The organism is Streptomyces sp. NPDC034043 (genome assembly GCF_055575675.1).
Window position 1 is genome coordinate 327057 of the sequence record NZ_JBVISF010000007.1, and the last position, 19576, is coordinate 346632.

The window sequence follows — 19576 nt, forward strand, 5'->3', positions numbered from 1 at the left end:
GCGATCAGAAATCGAAGCCGAGTTGGCCTCCGTTTTCCAGTTCCATCGCTTCCTCGCTGCGGCGCACCTTCTTCAAGTGCCGCCACTGGGGCAGCGCGTCGAGGTAGGACCACGAGAGCCGGTGGTACGCGGTGGGCCCGCGCACCTCCAATGCGGCCCGGTGCACGGGCGAGGGGTAGCCGGCGTTGGCGGCGAAGGCGAAGTCCTCGATTCCGTCGCCCGGTACGCCGAGTTCGGCCATCATCCGGTCGCGCCGGACCTTGGCGATCACCGAGGCCGCGGCCACGGCGACGCAGGACTGGTCGCCCTTGATGACCGTACGGACCCGCCAGGGCGGGCCGAGGTAGTCGTGCTTGCCGTCGAGTATCACCGCGTCGGGCCGGACCGGGAGCGCCTCCAGCGCGCGCACCGCCGCGAGCCGCAGGGCCGCCGTCATGCCGAGTTCGTCGATCTCTTCCGGGGAGGCGTGGCCGAGGGCGTGTGCGGTGACCCAGTCCTCCAGGACCTCGAGCAGCACGTCGCGCCGCTTCGGGGTGAGCAGTTTGGAGTCGGTGAGGCCCTCGGGCGGCCGGCGCAGGCCGGTGATCGCCGCGCAGACGGTGACGGGGCCGGCCCAGGCCCCTCGTCCGACCTCGTCGACCCCGGCGATGACCCTGGCGCCGGTGGTTGCACGGAGGGAGCGCTCGACGGTGTGGGTGGGTGCTTCGTACGGCATGGCGCCAGCAAGGTTACGCCGCCCCGCGCCGCCTGCACACCCCGGCCCGGGGCAAGCGGTGTCCGGGGGCGTCCGCGGGTCGGCGTGGCGCGCGTACCCGGCTGCGCCCCGGGCTCCTCCGCCGGCTTCGCGAGCTGCCCGCGCGGGCTCGTGCGCGGGTGTCGCCGAGCCCGTACGGAGGCGGCCGCGGAGCTCGGCCGCGGTTCGCGCGCGGAGCACCGGCACCGCTGGCCCGCTGGCCCGCCGGCCCGCCTCCGCGATCTCGGCGTCGGGTCCTTCGCTCCCGCACACCCTGGCGCGGTCCCTGAGCATCACCGCACTCACCTTGGTGAGCATGGCGCCCCTGGCGTCGGAACGCACGTCCCTGGCATGATTCCGCGTTGAACAGCTCACGGATCACCTCTGGCGCCGCCCCGCCCGGCCCGTTCCGGACCACCTCGCGGAACGGGCCGCCCTGCACGTGATCGCATTCGCGAAGAACCGCGCGCAGCGCGAGCCGCGGGGCGGCTCACGGGCCGGGGAGCGTCACCCGGGCAGGGCCGGCAGCCACGCCGGGAGGGCCTCGGTCCGGTCCAGCCACGCCTGCGGCAGCACCGCGTCCCCGCGCCCTCCCAGCACCCCGCCGACGATCGCGCAGGTGGTGTCGACGTCGCCGCCCACCTGGGCGGTGGTCCAGAACGCCCGCTCGTAGTCGTCCAGCGCCCGGGCCGCCGACCACAGCGCGAAGGGCACCGTGTCGTGGGCGCTCGTGCGCCGCCCGCAGCCCAGTACCGCGGCCACCGTGGTCGCGTCGCCGTAGTCCAGCATGTCCCGCGCCCTGCGCACCCCCGCGCCCACGGCACTGCGCGGCACGAGCGCGATCACCCCGTCCAGCAGGTCCTCGGCGGTCGGCACGCCGGCCGGGGACGCCGCCAGCGCGGCCGCGGCGGCGACCGCCATCGCCCCGCACACCGCCTCGCGGTGCTGGTGGGTGGTGTAGGCGGAGATCTCCGCCTGGTGCGTGGCCTGCTCGGGGTCGTCCGCGTACCAGGCCCCGAGCGGGGCGATCCGCATGGCGGCGCCGTTGCCCCAGGAGCCCTGCCCGTTGAAGAGCTCGGCGGCCAGCGTGCGCCAGTCCTCACCCTCCCGGACGAGGCGCAGCATCCGGTTCACGGCGGGCCCGTAACCGCGGTCGAAGTCGTGGTGGCCGGCGAAGGAGGCAGCCAGCGCGTCCTGGTCGATGCGCCCGTGCCTGGCCAGCACGGCCACCACCGAGCAGGCCATCTCGGTGTCGTCGGTCCACTGCCACGGCTCGCTGCCGGCGGGCAGCTCGCGCCGCTTGAGCAGCGGATAGTTGACGGGAACGAAGTACTGGGAGCCCAGGGCGTCCCCCAGCGCCAGCCCTCGGAGGCTGGACATGGCGCGTGCGTAGCGCGTCTCGGGAGTGGAGTCAGCGGTCATCGCGCGTCACTTTAGCCGTCCAGGTCATAAGGCTCGGGTGTGGTCCACCGCTCAAACGGGCGGTCCAGCCGGTACCGGCCGTCGGGTCCGAGCTGCAGGACGCGGAATTCTCCGTTGCCCGGGTTCGAGAGGGCTTCGAACTCGGCCACCGACCAGTGGAACCAGCGCATGCAGAAGAGCCGCATGGTCAGCCCGTGGGTGACCAGCAGGACGTTCTCGGGATGGTCCGGTGCCTCGAAGCTGCGGTAGAGGCTCTCCAGGAAGGAGCCGACGCGGTCGTAGACGTCGGCGCCCGACTCGCCCTGCGCGAAGCGGTAGAAGAAGTGGCCGTACGCGTCCCGGTACGCCTTCTGGAGCTTGACGTCGTCGCGGTCCTGCCAGTTCCCCCAGTCCTGCTCGCGCAGCCGGGGCTCCTCGCGCATGCGTACCCGCGCCGGGTCCAGCCGCAGCTCGCGAAAGGTCTGCAGGGTCCGGCGGTAGGGGGAGACGTACGCGCTGATGGTCTCCTCCCCGAAGAGCTCGCGCAGCCGCGCCCCCGCCGCCGCGGCCTGCTCGCGGCCGGCTCGGGTCAGCCGCAGCGCGTGGTCGGGCTCCCGCTCGTACACCGTGTCATCGACGTTTCCCTCCGATTCCCCGTGCCGGACAAGGACGATGCGCCGTGGTCGAACCATCCCCCGACCCTATTCGGCCTCCGGGGCGGGGGTGACCCGGGCACGCCGGACGGGGATGACGGTTGTCCTACGGTCATACCGTCCAGCTGGATTCGAGGTCGACCACGTCCCCGGTGAGCGCTTCGACGTCCGCTTCGGTCTGGGCGCGCAGCGACAGCCGCTCCACCCTCTCCTGCCGGTACTTGCCGTGTTCCGCCGCCGCCCGCCACATCGACAGCACCAGGAACTCCCGGCCGGGCGCCTCCCCGAACAGGCCCCGGATCATGCCAGGCGATCCCGCCATGGCCGGGTTCCACACCTTCTCCTGCATCAGCGCGAAGTGGTCCACGCGCCCTTCCCGTACCCGGGTGTGGGCGACGCGGACCACGTCGGCGTCGCTGAAGCGCGGCTCGAAGCCCGTCTTCACGTCGAAGCGGTGGTCGAAGAGCGTGACCCTCGCGTCGGTGTAGGTGCCGTTCTGCGAGGCCGCCAGTCTGTCGTGCGAGCGGGCCATGAAGGAGTCGTAGAAGGACCGGCTCTCCCAGAACGCGAAGACATGCGCGACCCCCTGCCGGCCTCTGCTCCAGCCGCCGCCCTGCCCCCGGAAACCGGGTTCGCCGGGCAGCCCCGCCCACTTGCGCTGCCCGCGCTCGAACCCGCGTCGGTCCGTCACCGTGCAGCGAATCCACTTGACCAGCACCGCGCCATCGTACGGGCCGGGCGCGGCCCCGGTCAGTCCCCGGAGCGGTGGATCCGTACCAGTTCCGCCGCATCCCGCTCGGGCAGCCGAAGCCCGAACTCCCGGCCGAGGAGAGCGAGCAGACGATCGGAGCCCACGGCCTCCCGCTCGGTCCGCCCGTCGGGGTGCAGACGCATGAGCTCGTGGTCCACGAGCGTCGTGCGCACGGTGTCGCCCGGGAGCTGCACGAGGGTCTTGCCCAGGAAGGCGGAGCGGGGGTGGGTGGAGCTGTAATGGTTCAGCACGACGTAGTCGACGGGGTGGTACCGCTGCGGGGAGAAGGCGTACAGGTCGCGCCACTCCTCACCGCGGCGGGTGCGGAGCACGAGGACGCCGTCCTCCTCCTCGTGGACGGCGTACGCCCACGGGCCCTGGCGAACCTCCCTGCCGGGCCGCGCGAGCGGGACGGGCTCGCGCGGGCCCATGTAGCCGAACCCGGCGTCGCAGAGCCACGGTTCGCCCTCGACGGTGACGACGAGCATCGCGTGCGTCACCGCCGGGACGGAATCGCCCCGGGTGCGGTTGCGGGCGCCGCGCCCGGAGACCTCGTAGCCGATCCTCTCCAGGGCGGCGGCCAGCAGCGAGTTCTGCTCGTAGCAGTAGCCACCCCTGCGGGCGCGTACGAGCTTGTCCTCGATGGCCTCGACCTCCAGCGCGACGGGGCGGCCGAGCAGGACGTCCAGGCTCTCGAAGGGGATGGCGGCGGTGTGGGCCCGGTGTACCTCGTACAACGTCTCGAGGTCCGGCCGGAGTTCCCGCGCCGCCCGCCCCGTCCCCGCCCCGAGCCCGATCCGCTCCAGGTACGCGTCCAGGTCCAGTTCGTCCCCGCTCCACATGGCTCCCCGCTCCCCCGCCGAAATCCCCGTGCCCGCGCAGACCCGGGCCCCGCACAATGATCACCATGACCGCCCTGCACACCAACCCCCTCTTCGACCGTCTCGCCACGGCGCGGCGGATCCTCGTCGCCGGCGCCGGAGGTGGCTTCGACATCTACTCGGGCCTGCCCATCGCGCTCTCGCTGCTGCACCAGGGCAAGGAAGTGCACCTGGCCAACCTCTCCTTCAGCACCCTGGCCGGCCTGCCCGCCGAGGACTGGACGGCTCCCGACCTGGCCGCCGTCACCCCGGAGTCCGCGCCCCACCTGGCCTACTTCCCGGAACGGACCCTCGCGCGGTGGCTCCGGCTGCACCGTTATCCCTCGACGGTGTACGCCTTCCCCCAGGTCGGGGTGCAGCCGCTGCGCGCCGCCTACCGGGCGCTGATCGACCTCCACCGGATCGACGCGGTGGTGCTGATCGACGGGGGCACCGACATCCTGATGCGGGGCGACGAGGCCGGCCTGGGGACGCCCGAGGAGGACCTGACCAGCGTGGCGGCGCTGGCCGCGCTGGACGACGTACCGGAACGGCTCGTGGTGTCGGTCGGCTTCGGGGTGGACGCGTACCACGGGGTCAGCCACGCCCTGGTCCTGGAGAACATCGCGGCGCTGGAGCGGGACGGGGCCTACCTCGGCGCGTTCTCGATACCCCGGGCCACGCGGGAGGGCGCGCTCTTCCTGGACGCGGTGGCGCACGCCCAGGACCACACGCCGGACCGTCCGAGCATCGTGGCGGGTTCGATCGCGGCGGCCGTGCGCGGCTCCTTCGGCGACGTGCGGTTCACCGAACGCACCCGGGGCAGCGAGCTCTTCGTGAACCCGCTGATGTCCCTGTGCTTCGCCTTCGAGCTGCGCGGGCTGGCCGACCGCTGCCTCTACCTGGACCGCATCGAGGACACCCACCTGATGCGCCAGGTCCACTCCAGGATCGCGGAGTTCCGCGAGGACCTGGTCACCCGTCCTTCCCGCGCGATCCCGCACTGACGGTGCCGGCCACGCCGCTGCCGTCGTCGCCGCGGGCCGGGAACGGCGGAGAGGGAGCCGCCCGGGGGGCGGCTCCCTCTCTCACCCGCGGGTCAACGACCTGGGCGGGGGTGTCCGATCACGGAACCGGAACCGATTCCGCGCTTCTTCAGCTGCAGCCGCTGGTGGAACCGCAGCCCTCGCAGATGTAGCAGGAGCCGGCGCGCTGCATCTTCGTACCGCAGGAGAAGCAGAGCGGGGCGTCGGCGGAGACGCCGAGCTGCATCTCGACCAGTTCGGCGTTGCTGTGCGCCGTCTTGGGGGCCGGGACCGGGACGGTCGCGGCCGGCTTCGGGGCGGAAGCGGTCGGGACCGACGCGAGCGGCGCCGACTGGGCGAGGGACTCGGTGTCGAGCTCCTCGTCCTCGAGCGGCTCGTAGGAGCCGGTGTCGAGGTGGCGCTGGCGCTCCTCGGCGGAGTGGATGCCGAGCGCCGAGCGGGTCTCGAAGGGCAGGAAGTCCAGGGCCACGCGACGGAAGATGTAGTCGACGATGGACTGGGCCATGCGCACGTCCGGGTCGTCCGTCATACCGGCCGGCTCGAAGCGCATGTTCGTGAACTTCGCGACGTACGTCTCCAGCGGGACGCCGTACTGCAGACCGACGGAGACGGCGATCGAGAAGGCGTCCATCATGCCCGCGAGGGTGGAACCCTGCTTCGACATCTTCAGGAAGACCTCGCCCAGACCGTCGTCCGGGTAGGAGTTCGCGGTCATGTAGCCCTCGGCGCCACCGACCGTGAAGGAGGTGGTGATCCCGGGACGGCCCTTGGGGAGGCGCTTGCGGACCGGGCGGTACTCGATGACCTTCTCGACCGCCGTGCGGATGGTCTCCTCGGCCTTCTCGGTGATCTCGGCCTTCTCCTCCTCCTTCTTCTTGGCGGAGAGGGGCTGGCCGACCTTGCAGTTGTCGCGGTAGATCGCGAGCGCCTTGACGCCCAGCTTCCACGCCTCGAAGTAGATCTCCTCGATCTCCTCGACGGTCGCCGACTCCGGCATGTTGACCGTCTTCGAGATCGCGCCGGAGATCCAGGGCTGGATCGCGGCCATCATGCGGACGTGGCCCATCGGGGAGATGGAACGCTCGCCCATGGCGCAGTCGAAGACCTCGTAGTGCTCGGGCTTGAGGGCGGGCGCGTCGACGACATTGCCGTGCTCGGCGATGTGGGAGACGATCACCTCGATCTGCTCTTCCGCGTAGCCGAGGCGGCGCAGGGCCTGCGGCACGGTGCCGTTGACGATCTGCATCGAGCCGCCGCCGACGAGCTTCTTGAACTTGACCAGGGCCAGGTCCGGCTCGACACCGGTGGTGTCGCAGGACATCGCGAGACCGATGGTGCCGGTCGGCGCGAGGACGGAGGCCTGGGCGTTGCGGAAGCCGTTCTTCTCGCCCAGGCGCAGGACGTCCTGCCAGGCCTCGGTCGCCGCGGCCCAGATCGCGTTGTCCAGGTCCTCGGTGCGCGGCGCGACGGCGTTGGCGTCGGCGTGCTGCTTCATGACGCGCTTGTGCGAGTCGGCGTTGCGGGCGTAGCCGTCGTACGGGCCGACGATGGCGGCCAGCTCGGCGGAGCGCTTGTACGCGGTACCGGTCATCAGCGAGGTGATCGACGCGGCGAGGGTGCGGCCGCCGTCCGAGTCGTAGGCGTGGCCGGTCGCCATCAGCAGGGCGCCGAGGTTGGCGTAGCCGATGCCGAGCTGGCGGAAGGCGCGGGTGTTCTCGCCGATCTTCTGGGTCGGGAAGTCGGCGAAGCAGATGGAGATGTCCATCGCGGTGATGACGAGCTCGACGACCTTGGCGAAGCGCTCGGCGTCGAAGGACTGGTTGCCCTTGCCGTCGTCGTTCAGGAACTTCATCAGGTTGAGCGAGGCGAGGTTGCAGGACGTGTTGTCCAGGTGCATGTACTCGCTGCACGGGTTCGAGGCGGTGATGCGGCCGGACTCGGGGCAGGTGTGCCAGTTGTTGATCACACCGTCGTACTGGATGCCCGGGTCGGCGCAGGCCCAGGCGGCCTCGGCCAGCTTGCGGAAGAGCGCCTTGGCGTCGACCTCCTCGATGACCTCGCCGGTCATGCGGGCGCGCAGGCCGAACTTGGTGCCGTTCTCGACGGCCGTCATGAACTCGTCGTTCACTCGGACGGAGTTGTTGGCGTTCTGGTACTGGACGGACGTGATGTCGTCGCCGCCCAGGTCCATGTCGAAGCCCGCGTCGCGCAGGGCGCGGATCTTCTCCTCCTCCTTCACCTTGGTGGCGATGAAGTCCTCGACGTCCGGGTGGTCCACGTCCAGGACGACCATCTTGGCCGCGCGGCGGGTGGCGCCGCCCGACTTGATCGTTCCGGCGGAGGCGTCGGCGCCTCGCATGAAGGAGACCGGGCCGGAGGCGTTGCCGCCGGAGGAGAGGAGCTCCTTGGAGGAGCGGATGCGGGAGAGGTTCAGGCCGGCGCCGGAGCCGCCCTTGAAGATCATGCCCTCTTCCTTGTACCAGTCGAGGATCGACTCCATGGAGTCGTCGACGGCCAGGATGAAGCAGGCGGAGACCTGCTGCGGCTGGGGCGTGCCGACGTTGAACCACACCGGCGAGTTGAAGCTGAAGATCTGGTGCAGGAGGGCGTAGGTCAGCTCGTGCTCGAAGATCTCCGCGTCGGCGGGGGACGCGAAGTAGTCGTAGTCCTCGCCGGCCTTCGTGTACGTCTTCACGATGCGGTCGATGAGCTGCTTCAGACCGGTCTCGCGCTGCGGGGTGCCGACGGCCCCGCGGAAGTACTTGCTGGTGACGATGTTGACCGCGTTCACCGACCAGAAGTCGGGGAACTCGACGCCGCGCTGCTCGAAGTTGACCGAGCCGTCGCGCCAGTTCGTCATGACGACGTCACGGAGCTCCCAGTTCACCTCGTCGTAGGGGTGCACGCCGGGGGTGGTGTGGATGCGCTCGATCCGCAGGCCGCCCTTGGCGGCCTTGGTCCCCTTGGCGCGGGAACCACGTGCCGAGCTGCTCGCCGTCTCTGTCATGCCGCCTGCCTCCCATATGCGGGCAAAAACGCCCTAAAGTGCCAGCGATATTCCGCGGCACAGTGCTGTGTGTCTTCTATCTACGAATCTCGCCGTGCCGACGGGCCGGACCGCGCTGCGCTGCGGCCGAGCGGTCAGTCGGCGGCGGAGGCGGGCACGGGGACGACCGGGGGGGTCCCTCCGGGCTCGCACTCATGGGGGTGAGGCCGCGGCTCGCGGAGTTCCGCGATGGCGGTCTCGAAGTCTTCAAGGGTGTCGAACGCTCTGTAAACGGATGCGAACCGCAGGTACGCGACGAGGTCGAGCTCCTGCAACGGGCCGAGTATGGCCAGACCCACGTCGTGGGTGGTCAGCTCGGCGCTCCCGGTGGCGCGCACCGCCTCCTCGACCCGCTGGCCGAGCTTGGCGAGGGCGTCCTCGGTGACCGGCCGTCCCTGGCACGCCTTGCGCACGCCGGAGATGACCTTGGTACGGCTGAAGGGTTCGGTGACCCCGCTGCGCTTGATCACCATCAGCGAGGCCGTCTCCACCGTCGTGAAGCGACGGGAGCAGTCGGGGCACTGACGGCGCCGGCGGATCGACGTTCCGTCGTCGGTGGTGCGGCTGTCGACGACGCGGCTGTCGGGGTGCCTACAGAAGGGGCAGTGCATGGTTCCCTCACCCTCCTCTTGGCACGATCGAATCACCCCACGGAGCCCGTCGACGACGGAGAGCGAGTCTCCGCCGGGGGCTCGTGAAGCAGCCACAAGCATATGCGATCCCGGGGGCCTCAGCGGACCGGGGACCACAACTTCTGGGTGGCCGCGCCCATCCAACCACTAGATCTTGGGTTGGGCCGGATTTACCCCACTCCGCGTGTCGCGGTGCCCGACGGCCGGATACGGGGGCTCCCGGTGCCACAATGGGCACACCGCCGGGCCCCGCCCGGGCGCAGCCGATCCAACCGGGAAGGGTACCGTAAGGAGCGGACGCGGAGCCGAACCCGCGTTCGGCCCGACCGGCCGGCCACACCCCTCCCGGCCGGCCTCCGGACCGGTCACCCACGCCGGTGAGCAGCCCCGATCCACAGGTCCGGTCACCCATACACCCGCCGATCTAACCCAGGTGGACGATCCGCGATTTTTCACTCGAACGTGTGTTTGGCGCAACCTTTCGAAAGCAACTACCGTTGTCCAGCTAGGGAGAACATTTCGAGAGGGGCCGACGACGTGACCACCACCGCAGACAGTGCCACCATCACTGCCCAGAACCGCTCCCAGAGCCGACTCGAGCCGGTGCATGCCATGAATGACGCAAGTCAGAACCAGGAGGCGGAGGCCGTACGCCCCGCGCGCTCCCTGCCAGGGCGGCCTCCAGGCATCCGCGCCGACAGCTCCGGACTCACGGACCGGCAGCGGAGGGTGATCGAGGTCATCCGGGACTCGGTGCAGCGTCGCGGCTACCCGCCGTCGATGCGCGAGATCGGCCAGGCGGTCGGCCTCTCCAGCACCTCCTCCGTGGCACACCAGCTGATGGCCCTGGAGCGCAAGGGCTTCCTGCGGCGTGACCCGCACCGGCCCCGCGCCTACGAGGTGCGCGGCTCCGACCAGCCCAGCTCGCAGCCCACGGACACCACCGGCAAGCCCGCGGCCTCCTACGTTCCCCTGGTGGGCCGGATCGCCGCCGGTGGCCCGATCCTGGCCGAGGAATCCGTCGAGGACGTGTTCCCGCTCCCCCGCCAGCTCGTCGGCGACGGCGAACTGTTCGTCCTCAAGGTCGTCGGCGATTCGATGATCGAGGCCGCGATCTGCGACGGCGACTGGGTCACCGTCCGTCGTCAGCCCGTCGCGGAGAACGGCGACATCGTCGCCGCGATGCTGGACGGCGAGGCCACCGTCAAGCGCTTCAAGCGGGAGGACGGTCACGTGTGGCTGCTCCCGCACAACTCCGCCTACCAGCCGATCCCCGGCGACGAGGCCACCATCCTCGGCAAGGTCGTCGCCGTACTGCGCCGGGTCTGAGTCCGACCCGTCGCCCCTCAGCCAGCTCCGGGACCCACTGCGCCGGTCCCGGAGCTGTTGCATGCCCGGGGCACGCGCTCCCCGGCGCCGGCGCCCTCCTCGTGGGCCGTCACGGCGCCGTGGGCCGCGGCCCCTGCGGCCCTACTTGCCGTCGGCCTTCGCGCTCGCGTCGATGGCGGCCAGGGAGCGGCGGACCTGGTTGCGGTCCGTGGTGTACCAGAAGTCGGGCAGCGAGGCCCGCAGGAAGCTCCCGTACCGGGCCGTGGCCAGGCGGGGGTCCAGGACGGCGACGACGCCCCGGTCGCCGGAGGCCCGTACGAGCCGGCCCGCGCCCTGGGCCATGAGCAGGGCGGCGTGCGTGGCGGCGACCGCCATGAAGCCGTTCCCGCCGTTCTCCTCCACCGACTTCTGCCGCGCGCTCATCAGCGGGTCGTCGGGGCGGGGGAAGGGAATCCTGTCCATGATCACCAGCTGGCAGCTGGGGCCGGGCACGTCCACGCCCTGCCACAGCGAGAGCGTCCCGAAGAGGCAGGTCCGCGAGTCCGCCGCGAAGGTCTTGATCAGCTCGCCCAGCGTCTCCTCGCCCTGGAGCAGGATCGGGTTGTCGAGCCGTCCGCGCAGTTCCTCCGCGGCCGCCTTGGCGCCGCGCATGGACGAGAACAGGCCCAGGGTGCGGCCTCCCGCCGCCTCGATCAGCTCCGCCAGCTCGTCCATCATGTCGCCGCGGGTGCCCTCGCGGCCCGGCGTCGCCAGGTGCTTCGCGACGTAGAGGATGCCCTGCTTGGGGTAGTCGAACGGGGACCCGACGTCCAGCCCCCGCCACACCGGCACCCCGTCGCCCTCGACGCCTTCCGGGGAGAGGCCGAGCGAGGCCGCGACCCCGTTGAAGTCGCCGCCCAGCTTGAGGGTGGCGGAGGTGAGGACCACCGAGCGGTCCTCGAAGAGCTTCTCGCGGAGCAGCCCGGACACCGAGAGCGGGGCGACCCGGAGGGTGGCGCCGAAACGGTCGTGGCGCTCGTACCAGACGACGTCGTACTCGGAGCCGTTCGTGATCCGCTCCGCCACGGTGTGGACGTTCTCCACGGCGGCGAGGGCCTGCTTGCGGACGGCGTCCTCGTCGTGGACGGACTTGTCGCGGGTGGCGCCGATCGCGGAGATCACGTTGCGTGCGGAGTCACGCAGGGACATCAGCGCATAGCCGAGGTCTTCGGGAATCTCCTCCAGGCGACCGGGCAGCGCCAGCTCCATCACCCGCTCGAAGGCTTCCGAAGCGGTCTGCAGGGCGTCCGCGGTCTTCTCGTCGACCAGCTTCGCGGCCCGCTTCACGGCCCGGTTGACCTGGCCGGGGGTGAGTTCGCCGGTGGCGACGCCGGTGACGCGGGACACCAGCTCGTGCGCCTCGTCCACGATCAGCACCTCGTGCTGCGGCAGCACGGGGGCGCCCTCGATGGCGTCGATGGCGAGCAGCGCGTGGTTGGTGACGACCACGTCCGCGAGCTTGGCGCGCTCCCGGGCCGCTTCCGCGAAGCACTCCGCACCGTACGCGCACTTCGTGGCGCCCAGGCACTCGCGGGAGGAGACGGAGATCTGGCTCCAGGCCTTGTCGGAGACGCCGGGGGTGAGGTCGTCGCGGTCGCCCGTCTCGGTCTCGTCCGCCCAGTCGCGCAGGCGCAGCAGGTCCTTGCCCAGCTTGCTGGTCGCGGTGGCCGCCTCGAACTGGTCGAAGAGGCCCTCCTCCTCGTCCTGCGGAGCCCCCTCGTGCAGGCGGTGCAGGCACAGGTAGTTCGACCGGCCCTTGAGCATGGCGAACTGGGGCCGTCGGCGCAGCTGCGGATGCAGCGCCTCGACCGTGCGCGGCAGGTCGCGCTCGACGAGCTGGCGCTGGAGGGCGAGCGTCGCCGTGGCGACGACCACGCGCTCGCCGTGCGCGAGGGCCGGCACCAGGTAGCCGAGGGACTTGCCGGTGCCGGTGCCGGCCTGGATCAGCCGGTGGGAGTTGTCGTCGATCGCTTCGGCGACGGCTTCGGCCATGGCCACCTGGCCGGGCCGCTCCGTACCGCCGACGGCGGAGACGGCGGCGTGCAGCAGGTCGGGGAGGGAGGGCTTCGTCATAGCACTGCCAACCCTACGGGGCGCCACCGACAGCGACCGCATCGATCACTCTTCAGGGTCCGTGCAGGGGGTTGGGGACGGTTCCGTGGACGACGGCGCCCGGGCGGTCCGGCCGGTCGCGGTAGCCGTCCGCGTGGAGCCGGTTGCGGTTGAGGCAGAGCCGGTCGATCCGTTCCGTCAGCAGGTCGAAGAGGCGGTGGCGGTCCTTGTCCTCGGGGAATCGGTCCTGGTAGCGGAGGACCTCCGCCCGCACGAGGGCCCAGAACCGGATCTCGGGCACGTCGAGCCGGTCCTCGCACAGGGCGGACAGGTAGCGGAAGACGCCGACGAACAGTCCGGAGTGGATGAACTGGGTGAGGAAGCCGGGCGGCTCCGTGAGCAGCGCCGCCCGGACCTCGTCGGGCATGGACGCGTGCTCCGGCAGGGGCGTACCGCTGATGGCGACGTCGTCCACGAAGTCCTTGACCGCGAGGCGGACCGGGACGTCCTGTTCGTCGAAGATCACGACGGTGTTCTCGCCGTGCGGGGAGAACACGGTGCCGTAGCGGTAGAGGAAGTGCAGCAGCGGCGGCAGCAGGGCGGCGAAGAGCCGGCGCAGCCAGGCTTCGGGGGTGAGGCCCGAGCGGGCGACGAGCTCGGCGGTGAAGGAGCGGCCGCGCGGATCGACGTGGAGGAGGCAGGCAAGGGTGCGGGCCCGCTCTCCCGGGTCGAGCCGGCCGGCCAGCGGCTCGCGCCAGATCGCTCCGAGGAGCTCCTTGTACTGGTAGGGGACCTCGGGGAGCCGGTCGTACACGGGGTGGCGGACGGTGACCGAGGCGACCTCGCCGAGCAGGACGACCCGGCATTCGTCGCGCAGGAAGGCGTCGGAGTCGCGGATCGAGTGGATCCAGGCGGTCACGGCGGGCGCGGCCAGGCTGAGGTCGCTGGGCAGGCCGCGCCAGACGGTGGTGTTGAAGACCGACAGCGGGAGTTTGACGCTGTGACGGTCGGGGCGGGTGAGGTTGAGGAAGGTGCGGATCGACTGCTGCGGGATCCTGTCGTCGGGGTCGGCGGGGAGCGGCACCAGGGCGCCGGAGGCGAGGTCGGGGGCGAAGAGGGGGAGGACGACCTCGTCCCACTGCCAGGGGTGGACGGGCAGGTAGAGGTAGCGGAGCGGGTCGAGGCCCCGGTCGCGCAGGATCCGGTCGAACGCCGCCCGGGTGACCGGGTCCAGCTCGGCCGCGTAGAGCCGCGCCGGATCCTCGAGTCCGGCGGTGCCCCGGTACTCCGCCAGGGAGGTGTGGGCCGCGAGCCACGGCAGCCGCTGCCGGGTGCGCGCCTCGGGGGCCCAGGCGGCGGCGTCCGAGGCGGACCATCCGACCCGGCCCTTGTTGAGGACGAGCCAGGGGTGGCCGGTCTGGTGGCCTTCGAGCGCCGCGTAGTCCAGGTCGGCGAGGACGTCCGCGGTGAGCGCGTGGTGGTCGAGCCGGGCGTCGGCGGCGAGGATGGAACTGAGCTCGTGGATCAGGTGGCCGAGGGTCGGCCCGTCGAGCCGCAGCAGGGTGCGGGCCCGGACGAGGAAGCCGTACGGGTCCCCGAACGCGAGCGGGGGCTCCGCCGCGGGGCCCGGCGGCGTCAGCGTGATCGTGTCCGGGCGGACGTGCCAGCTTCCATACGCGCGGCGGCGGGCGCGAAAGCCCAGGCCGCTGCCGTCGTCGAGGGTGAGGGTCCAGGCGTCACCGGCCGTCGAGGGGGCCGGGACGGGGCTGATGATCTCCTCGTACGCGAACTCGCCGAGCATCTTGGCCAGTAGCCGGCGCGCCGCGAGGTCCCAGGTGGGCCGGTTGAGTGCGGGCGGCGTGCACGGATGTTGTGGCGAGGGGGGAACGTCGTCTTCGAAGGAGCCGGGGGCTGCGGGGAAATTCGGCACGGGACTCCTCGAATATCGGGAACCTTGCTGCGGGCCGTGAAGTTCTGGAGATGAGAGCTGTGAAAACCGAAGACGCGAACTGAGCCTGGACAAAGGGCATGAGCAGGATGAGCCCGATATCCGGGAGGACGTATGACCGTATGACCGGGGCGCCGATCAGAGCAGATTGCGCAGCGCCCGCTCACGGATCATCAGGGCGGCTCGCTTCTCGGGGAGGTCGATTTCCGTGGAATAGCGGAAACCGGCGTTCATGAAGGCTGAAACGGAGGGGGTGTTGCGAATGTCCGGTTCCGCGATGACGCGTGTGCAGCGGGGGCGGTTGTCGAAGACGAGCTCGGTGACCGCGCGCAGCAGCATGGTGCCCAGGCCCCTGCCCCGGTTCGTGCCGTCTCCGATGAGCAGGTGGATACCCGTGTCGTGGGAGAGCGCCGGGTAGTAGAAGGAAACCGGGTCCAGGTCGGCCCGGTAGATCTCCCAGTAGCTCATGGGGCTGCCGTCGAGGAGGCCGAGGCAGGGAATGCTGTGGCCGTCGCCGTCGAGCTGGGCGCGCAGGTGCGACGCGGTCACGGCGGCGGATCCGCTCAGCTCCCAGTAGGCGGCCACCTCGGGGTCGTTCATCCACCCGGTGAGCAGTTCCAGGTCCCGGCCCGGCCGTACGGGTTCGAGGCGGAAGGCTCCGGCCGGTGTCGCGGCCACGCCCCAGCACGCTGGTGATTCGAGGAGGTCCGCCTCGGCGAGCAGCGGCAGCAGTCCGACGGTGAAGCGGTGCGCGGTGACCTCGTGGGAGGCGGGGCCGCCGAGGGTGCTCGTCGTGGTGTCCGTGGGAGGCATGGGGGCTCTTCTCGGTGTGGGTGGGAGCGCGTCAGTCGTGGAGGGGGTTGGTCATGGTGACGTAGACGGACTGGCTGTCGACGGGGCCCACGAGCTCGTCGAGGCCGCCCAGGCGGGTGAGCAGGTTCGCCTTGCAGCGGAGGGTGGGTGAGTCGAGCAGCTGCGCGGGGACCGGTCCGAGACGGGAGGCCTTGCCGAGGAAGCGGCGGAAGGCGGCGAGGAGCACGCGCTCGTCGGCGAGCCGTTGGGATCCGAAGGCGCCGATGAGGCCGATCACGTTGTTGATGCCGAGGTAGTAGGCGAAGCGTTCGTCGGCGACGGCGTCCGGGACGAAGGTGTCGCTGGCGCCGCCGATGCCGGGGAGGCGTCGTTCCAGTTCGGCGCGCCGGGAGTCGCGGAAGTAGTAGCCCTGGTTGTCGCGGAAGCGGCCGCCGATGGGCCAGCCCGCCCGGTCGAGGAGGACCAGGGTGTTCTGCTGGTGCGCTTCGAGGGCGATGCCGGCGAGTGCGTCGAAGGCGAGGACCGGCAGGACGACGTGGTCGAGGTAGCGCAGGAACCACTCGGTGGCGACGGCGGAGACGGGGCGGCCGGTGGTGAGGGCGAGCCGGGAGAGGGTGTCGGCGAGGCGGGAGCGCATCGTAGTCCGGCCGGGCCATGGGCGCGGGGAGGTCAGTGCGGCGACGCAGACGGCGTCGTCGTCGGAGTGGAAGGGGTTGTGGCGCAGTACGGCGTCGAATCCCCGGACGGGGGTGCCGTCCAGGGCGTCGACGGCGACCCAGGCGGGGTCGCGCACGATGTCGAAGCCGGGGTGGGCGGTCTGCCACTGCTCGGCGAGGCCGGTGCGCAGCAGCCGGTGGACTTCGACGCCGCGGTGGAGTTCCTTGCGGAGGTTCTCGCGGCGGCTATTGGTGATGCGCAGGCCGAGGGAGAGCTTGAGCATCGCCGGGGCGCCGGGGCGGTGGACGGTGCGGACGGAGGAAGTGGGGTACCAGGGGGCGCCGTGCGGGCCCAGGTCGGTGATGAGTCCCGCGTCGCGGAGGGCGGTGACGGCGGGGCGGTGGAGGAGGTCGCGGGCCTGCCAGGGGTGCAGGGGAAGGGCGGTGGCGCCGGGGGGCAGCGGGAGTCCGGGGGCGAGCCGCGTGAGGAGCTGGGCGGCGGAGACCGGGCGGCCGCGTTCGGTCCATGAGGAGTCGGTGGCGAGGGCCTCGGGCGCGACCGCGATCCAGTGCAGGGGGAAGGAGCCGTGGAGTTCGGGTGAGTAGAGGCGTACTTCGGTTTCGGAGAGTCCTTCGCGGCTCTTGGGGTCCGGTTGGAGGGGGTGGCCGAGGAGGAGGGACTGTTCGGCGGAGAGGAAGAGGTGCCCCGCGACGGGGGCCGGGCCGGTGGGGCGCCGGCGCCGGTCGGCGATGAACTCGGCGGTGCGGCGGACCGAGTCGGCGACCCGGCCGACGAGGTCGGTGCCGCTGCGGCCGTCGCCCTGCCGGGCGAGCAGGGCGGCGAGGGTGACGGCGTCCACGGCCGGGGCGTGGGCCGGGGCGCCTTCGAGGCGGGCGGGGCCGAAGCGGTGCCAGCCCGTCGGGGACCAGTACCGGACGGGCACGAGCAGGGCGGCCGCGGACGCGGGGAGGGGGATGCGGAGCAGGGTTCCGACGGGCCCGTCGGGGCGGCCGATGCCGCTCTCGCGTACCCAGCATCGCAGCAGGTTCTCCACCGTCGCGGATTCGGCGGCCGTGGCCGGGTCGGGGTGGTCCAGCAGGTCGGGCAGCGCCGCCGGGTCGGGGCCGGCGGGTCCGGGGCCGCCCACACGGGGGCGGAGGGTGCCGTCCTTCTGCCGGGGCACGGTGCCCGCCGGGGGGTGGGCGGGGGTGGCCGGCGCCGCCTGGAGTCCGGGTGAGGGCGCGGGCACCGCTCCGGCCCGGTGCCGTCCGGGGTCGGCCGGCTCCGGCTCCGCCGCCGGGGGTGCCGCCGGCCGCTGGGGCGGTGCGGAGTCCGGGTGGGGGCCCGTCGGCGCCTGCGTGGCGGCGGGCGCCTCGGGCTGCGCCGGGCGGGGCGCGGCCGCCGGGCCGGTGTGGCCGGGGGCGGCCAGGGGCTGCGCCGGGGTAGGGCCGGGGTGGTCGGGCGGTGCCGCCTGAGCCGGAGCGGGATGGTGAACGGGGCCGGGCGCCGGGTGGCCCGGAGCAGCCGCGGCTGCGGGGGCGCCGACAGCGTAGGCCGCCTGCGCCGGGCCGGGGGCAGGCGGCAGGCCCGCCTCTGCCGGGTGGACCGGGGTGGGCGGGAGGGGGGCGGGGGCCGAGGGGGCGGGTGTGGCCTGCGCCGCCTGGAGTCCGGGCGAGGACGCGGGCACCGCTCCGGCCCGGGACCGTCCGGGATCGGCCGGCTGCCGCTCCGCAGCCGGAGATGCCGTAGCCGGGTGCGTCGAGCCCGACGGGAGCGTGCCGGGGGCCGCGCCGCCCGGCACCGCAGCCGGGGTCGGCGGGAGGGGGGTGGGAGCCGGGGCGAGGCCGGGGGCCGAGGGGGCCGGGCCACCCGCCGCAGCCGGGTTCGCCGAGCCGGGCGGGAGCGTGCCGGCGGCCGAGGGAGTGGCGGTCGGGCCGGGGGCCGAGAGGGCCGCGCCGCCCGCCGCCGCGGCCGGAGTGGGCGGGAGGGAGCCGGGGGTCGGGTCGCTCGGCGGCGCGGTCGAGGCCGGCGGGAGGGGGGCGGGGCGGGGGGTGGTGGAGGGGTCGGGCATCGGGGGTCCTTCGCGTACGGTCAGTGGGGCCGGCGGGCGGCGGCGGGGATGGAGTCGGCCAGCCGGTCCAGGACGGCTGCTGCCTGTTCGTCGGTCAGGGTCAGCGGCGGCAGCAGACGGACGACGCTGGAGTGGCGGCCCCCGAGTTCGACGATCAGGCCGCGGCCGAGGCACTCCTCCCGAACGGCGGCGGCGAGGGCGGGTGCGGCGGCGCCGGTTTCGGGGTCGACGAGTTCGACGCCGATCATCAGGCCGCGGCCCCGGACGTCGCCGATGCAGGGCTGGTCCGCCGCCAGGCCGCGCAGGGCCGTCAGCATCCGCTCGCCCAGGACGGCCGCACGCTCGGCCAGCCCGTTGCGGCGGACGTAAGCGAGGGTCGCGGTGCCCGCGGCCATGGCGAGCTGGTTCCCGCGGAACGTTCCGGCGTGGGCTCCCGGGGCCCAGACGTCCAGTTCGGCCCGGTAGACGATCACGGCCAGGGGCAGGCTGCCGCCGATCGCCTTGGACAGGACCATCACGTCGGGGACCACCCCGGCGTGGTCGACGCCCCAGAAGGCGCCGGTACGGCCCACCCCGGTCTGCACCTCGTCCGCGATCAGCGGGATGCCCCGGGCGGCGGTGATCTCCCGCATCCTGCGCAGCCAGGCGTCGGGGGCCGGGTGGACCCCGCCCTCGCCCTGCACGGGCTCGACGATCATGGCGGCGGGCGCCGGTACCCCGCCCTTGGGGTCGTCGAGCAGGCTCTCGGTCCAGCGGGCGCCGAGCCGCGCGCCCTCGGCCCCGCCGACCCCGAACGGGCAGCGGTGGTCCTGCGGGTAGGGCAGCCGGGTCACCCGTACGTCGCCGGCACCGCCCGACGCCTCCAGCGCCCCGGCGGTCATACCGTGGTACGCGCCGGTGAAGGTGAGCAGCCCGGTGCGTCCGGTGGCCGAGCGGACCAGTTTCAGGGCGGCTTCGACGGCGTCGGTCCCGGCGGGCCCGCAGAACTGGACGCGGGCGTCGGCGGCCAGAGCGGGCGGAAGGTTCTCGAAGAGCTCGGTGGTGAAGGCGTCCTTGACCGGGGTGGCCAGGTCGAGGACGTGCAGCGGAGCCCCCGAGTCGAGGACTCCCCGGATGGCTTCGAGGACGACGGGGTGGTTGTGGCCGAGGGCGAGGGTCCCCGCGCCGGAGAGGCAGTCGAGGTAGCGCCGCCCGTCCGCGCCCTCGATCGTCAGCCCCCGGGCGCGCACGGGGACGATGGGCAGGGAACGGGCGTAGGTCCGGGCGGCGGACTCCCGCAGCGACTGCCTGCGCAGGATGCCCTCCGCCGAGGCGGATCCCCTCCCACCCTGCGCCGGCACCTGCCGCGCGGCCCGCGTCGCCACGGGCGCGGGGGTCGGCGGTGCAGGGGCGGTTGAGGCCTGCGGGGGCATCTGTGCCGCGGCTGCGGTCGGCTCGGTCACGGCCACGACTGTCGGTCCTCCCGCAGGCTGGTCTTCGGATCGCGCGTCGAACACGCGCGCTGCTGCACCATCCCCCGTACGTACCAACGACGATGACGGCTTC

14 protein-coding genes are annotated in these 19576 nt (G+C 72.5%); 2 read left to right on the plus strand and 12 right to left on the minus strand.

What is annotated here, in order from left to right; translation table 11 throughout:
* Nucleotides 1-4 precede the first annotated feature (4 nt).
* The 5 genes from ACZ51S_RS19795 to ACZ51S_RS19815 form a co-directional block, all read right to left on the minus strand.
* Nucleotides 5-715: a ribonuclease HII gene (locus ACZ51S_RS19795; protein ID WP_468802840.1), complete on the minus strand. Its 711-nt coding sequence runs from the start codon at nucleotides 713-715 to the stop codon at nucleotides 5-7.
* A 525-nt stretch (nucleotides 716-1240) separates the two neighbouring features.
* On the minus strand, nucleotides 1241-2155 hold the full coding sequence (locus ACZ51S_RS19800; protein ID WP_468478866.1) for an ADP-ribosylglycohydrolase family protein: 915 nt from the start codon (nucleotides 2153-2155) through the stop codon (nucleotides 1241-1243).
* A gap of 11 nt (nucleotides 2156-2166) precedes the next feature.
* Nucleotides 2167-2826 carry a histidine phosphatase family protein gene (locus tag ACZ51S_RS19805; RefSeq protein WP_468478867.1) on the minus strand — a complete coding sequence of 220 codons (660 nt, stop codon included), beginning with the start codon at nucleotides 2824-2826 and terminating at the stop codon, nucleotides 2167-2169.
* 73 nt (nucleotides 2827-2899) lie between these two features.
* Nucleotides 2900-3505, minus strand: coding sequence for a YdbC family protein (locus ACZ51S_RS19810; RefSeq protein WP_468478868.1), 606 nt, complete (start codon nucleotides 3503-3505; stop codon nucleotides 2900-2902).
* Nucleotides 3506-3537: 32 nt separating this feature from the next.
* Nucleotides 3538-4380, minus strand: coding sequence for an arylamine N-acetyltransferase family protein (locus ACZ51S_RS19815; protein ID WP_468478869.1), 843 nt, complete (start codon nucleotides 4378-4380; stop codon nucleotides 3538-3540).
* 65 nt (nucleotides 4381-4445) lie between these two features.
* On the opposite strand from ACZ51S_RS19815, the gene ACZ51S_RS19820 reads away from it, so the two are divergent.
* Complete coding sequence (locus ACZ51S_RS19820; RefSeq protein WP_468802841.1) at nucleotides 4446-5405, plus strand: DUF1152 domain-containing protein; 960 nt, start codon at nucleotides 4446-4448, stop codon at nucleotides 5403-5405.
* A gap of 148 nt (nucleotides 5406-5553) precedes the next feature.
* On the opposite strand, the gene ACZ51S_RS19825 is transcribed toward ACZ51S_RS19820, so the two are convergent.
* Both ACZ51S_RS19825 and nrdR read right to left on the minus strand, forming a co-directional pair.
* Nucleotides 5554-8451 carry a vitamin B12-dependent ribonucleotide reductase gene (locus ACZ51S_RS19825; RefSeq protein WP_468478871.1) on the minus strand — a complete coding sequence of 966 codons (2898 nt, stop codon included), beginning with the start codon at nucleotides 8449-8451 and terminating at the stop codon, nucleotides 5554-5556.
* 134 nt (nucleotides 8452-8585) lie between these two features.
* Nucleotides 8586-9101 (minus strand): transcriptional regulator NrdR, encoded by a 516-nt coding sequence (gene nrdR / locus ACZ51S_RS19830; RefSeq protein WP_388938244.1) that lies wholly within the window; start codon nucleotides 9099-9101, stop codon nucleotides 8586-8588.
* A gap of 558 nt (nucleotides 9102-9659) precedes the next feature.
* Here nrdR and lexA point away from each other — a divergent pair.
* Entirely contained in the window at nucleotides 9660-10451 is a 792-nt protein-coding gene (gene lexA, locus ACZ51S_RS19835) for a transcriptional repressor LexA (RefSeq protein ID WP_467892883.1), read from the plus strand.
* A 141-nt stretch (nucleotides 10452-10592) separates the two neighbouring features.
* Here lexA and ACZ51S_RS19840 read toward each other — a convergent pair whose 3' ends face one another.
* The 5 genes from ACZ51S_RS19840 to ACZ51S_RS19860 all read right to left on the minus strand — a co-directional run bounded on the left by ACZ51S_RS19840 (nucleotide 10593) and on the right by ACZ51S_RS19860 (nucleotide 19443).
* Nucleotides 10593-12563, minus strand: a complete 1971-nt coding sequence (locus ACZ51S_RS19840; RefSeq protein WP_468802842.1) for an ATP-dependent DNA helicase — start codon at nucleotides 12561-12563, stop codon at nucleotides 10593-10595.
* A 52-nt stretch (nucleotides 12564-12615) separates the two neighbouring features.
* Complete coding sequence (locus ACZ51S_RS19845; RefSeq protein WP_468961575.1) at nucleotides 12616-14472, minus strand: IucA/IucC family protein; 1857 nt, start codon at nucleotides 14470-14472, stop codon at nucleotides 12616-12618.
* A gap of 156 nt (nucleotides 14473-14628) precedes the next feature.
* Nucleotides 14629-15303 (minus strand): GNAT family N-acetyltransferase, encoded by a 675-nt coding sequence (locus ACZ51S_RS19850; protein ID WP_468478875.1) that lies wholly within the window; start codon nucleotides 15301-15303, stop codon nucleotides 14629-14631.
* Between the two features lie 31 nt (nucleotides 15304-15334).
* Nucleotides 15335-17209 carry an IucA/IucC family protein gene (locus ACZ51S_RS19855; RefSeq protein WP_468802863.1) on the minus strand — a complete coding sequence of 625 codons (1875 nt, stop codon included), beginning with the start codon at nucleotides 17207-17209 and terminating at the stop codon, nucleotides 15335-15337.
* Nucleotides 17210-18051: 842 nt separating this feature from the next.
* Entirely contained in the window at nucleotides 18052-19443 is a 1392-nt protein-coding gene (locus tag ACZ51S_RS19860) for a diaminobutyrate--2-oxoglutarate transaminase family protein (RefSeq protein ID WP_468478894.1), read from the minus strand.
* Nucleotides 19444-19576 lie beyond the last annotated feature (133 nt).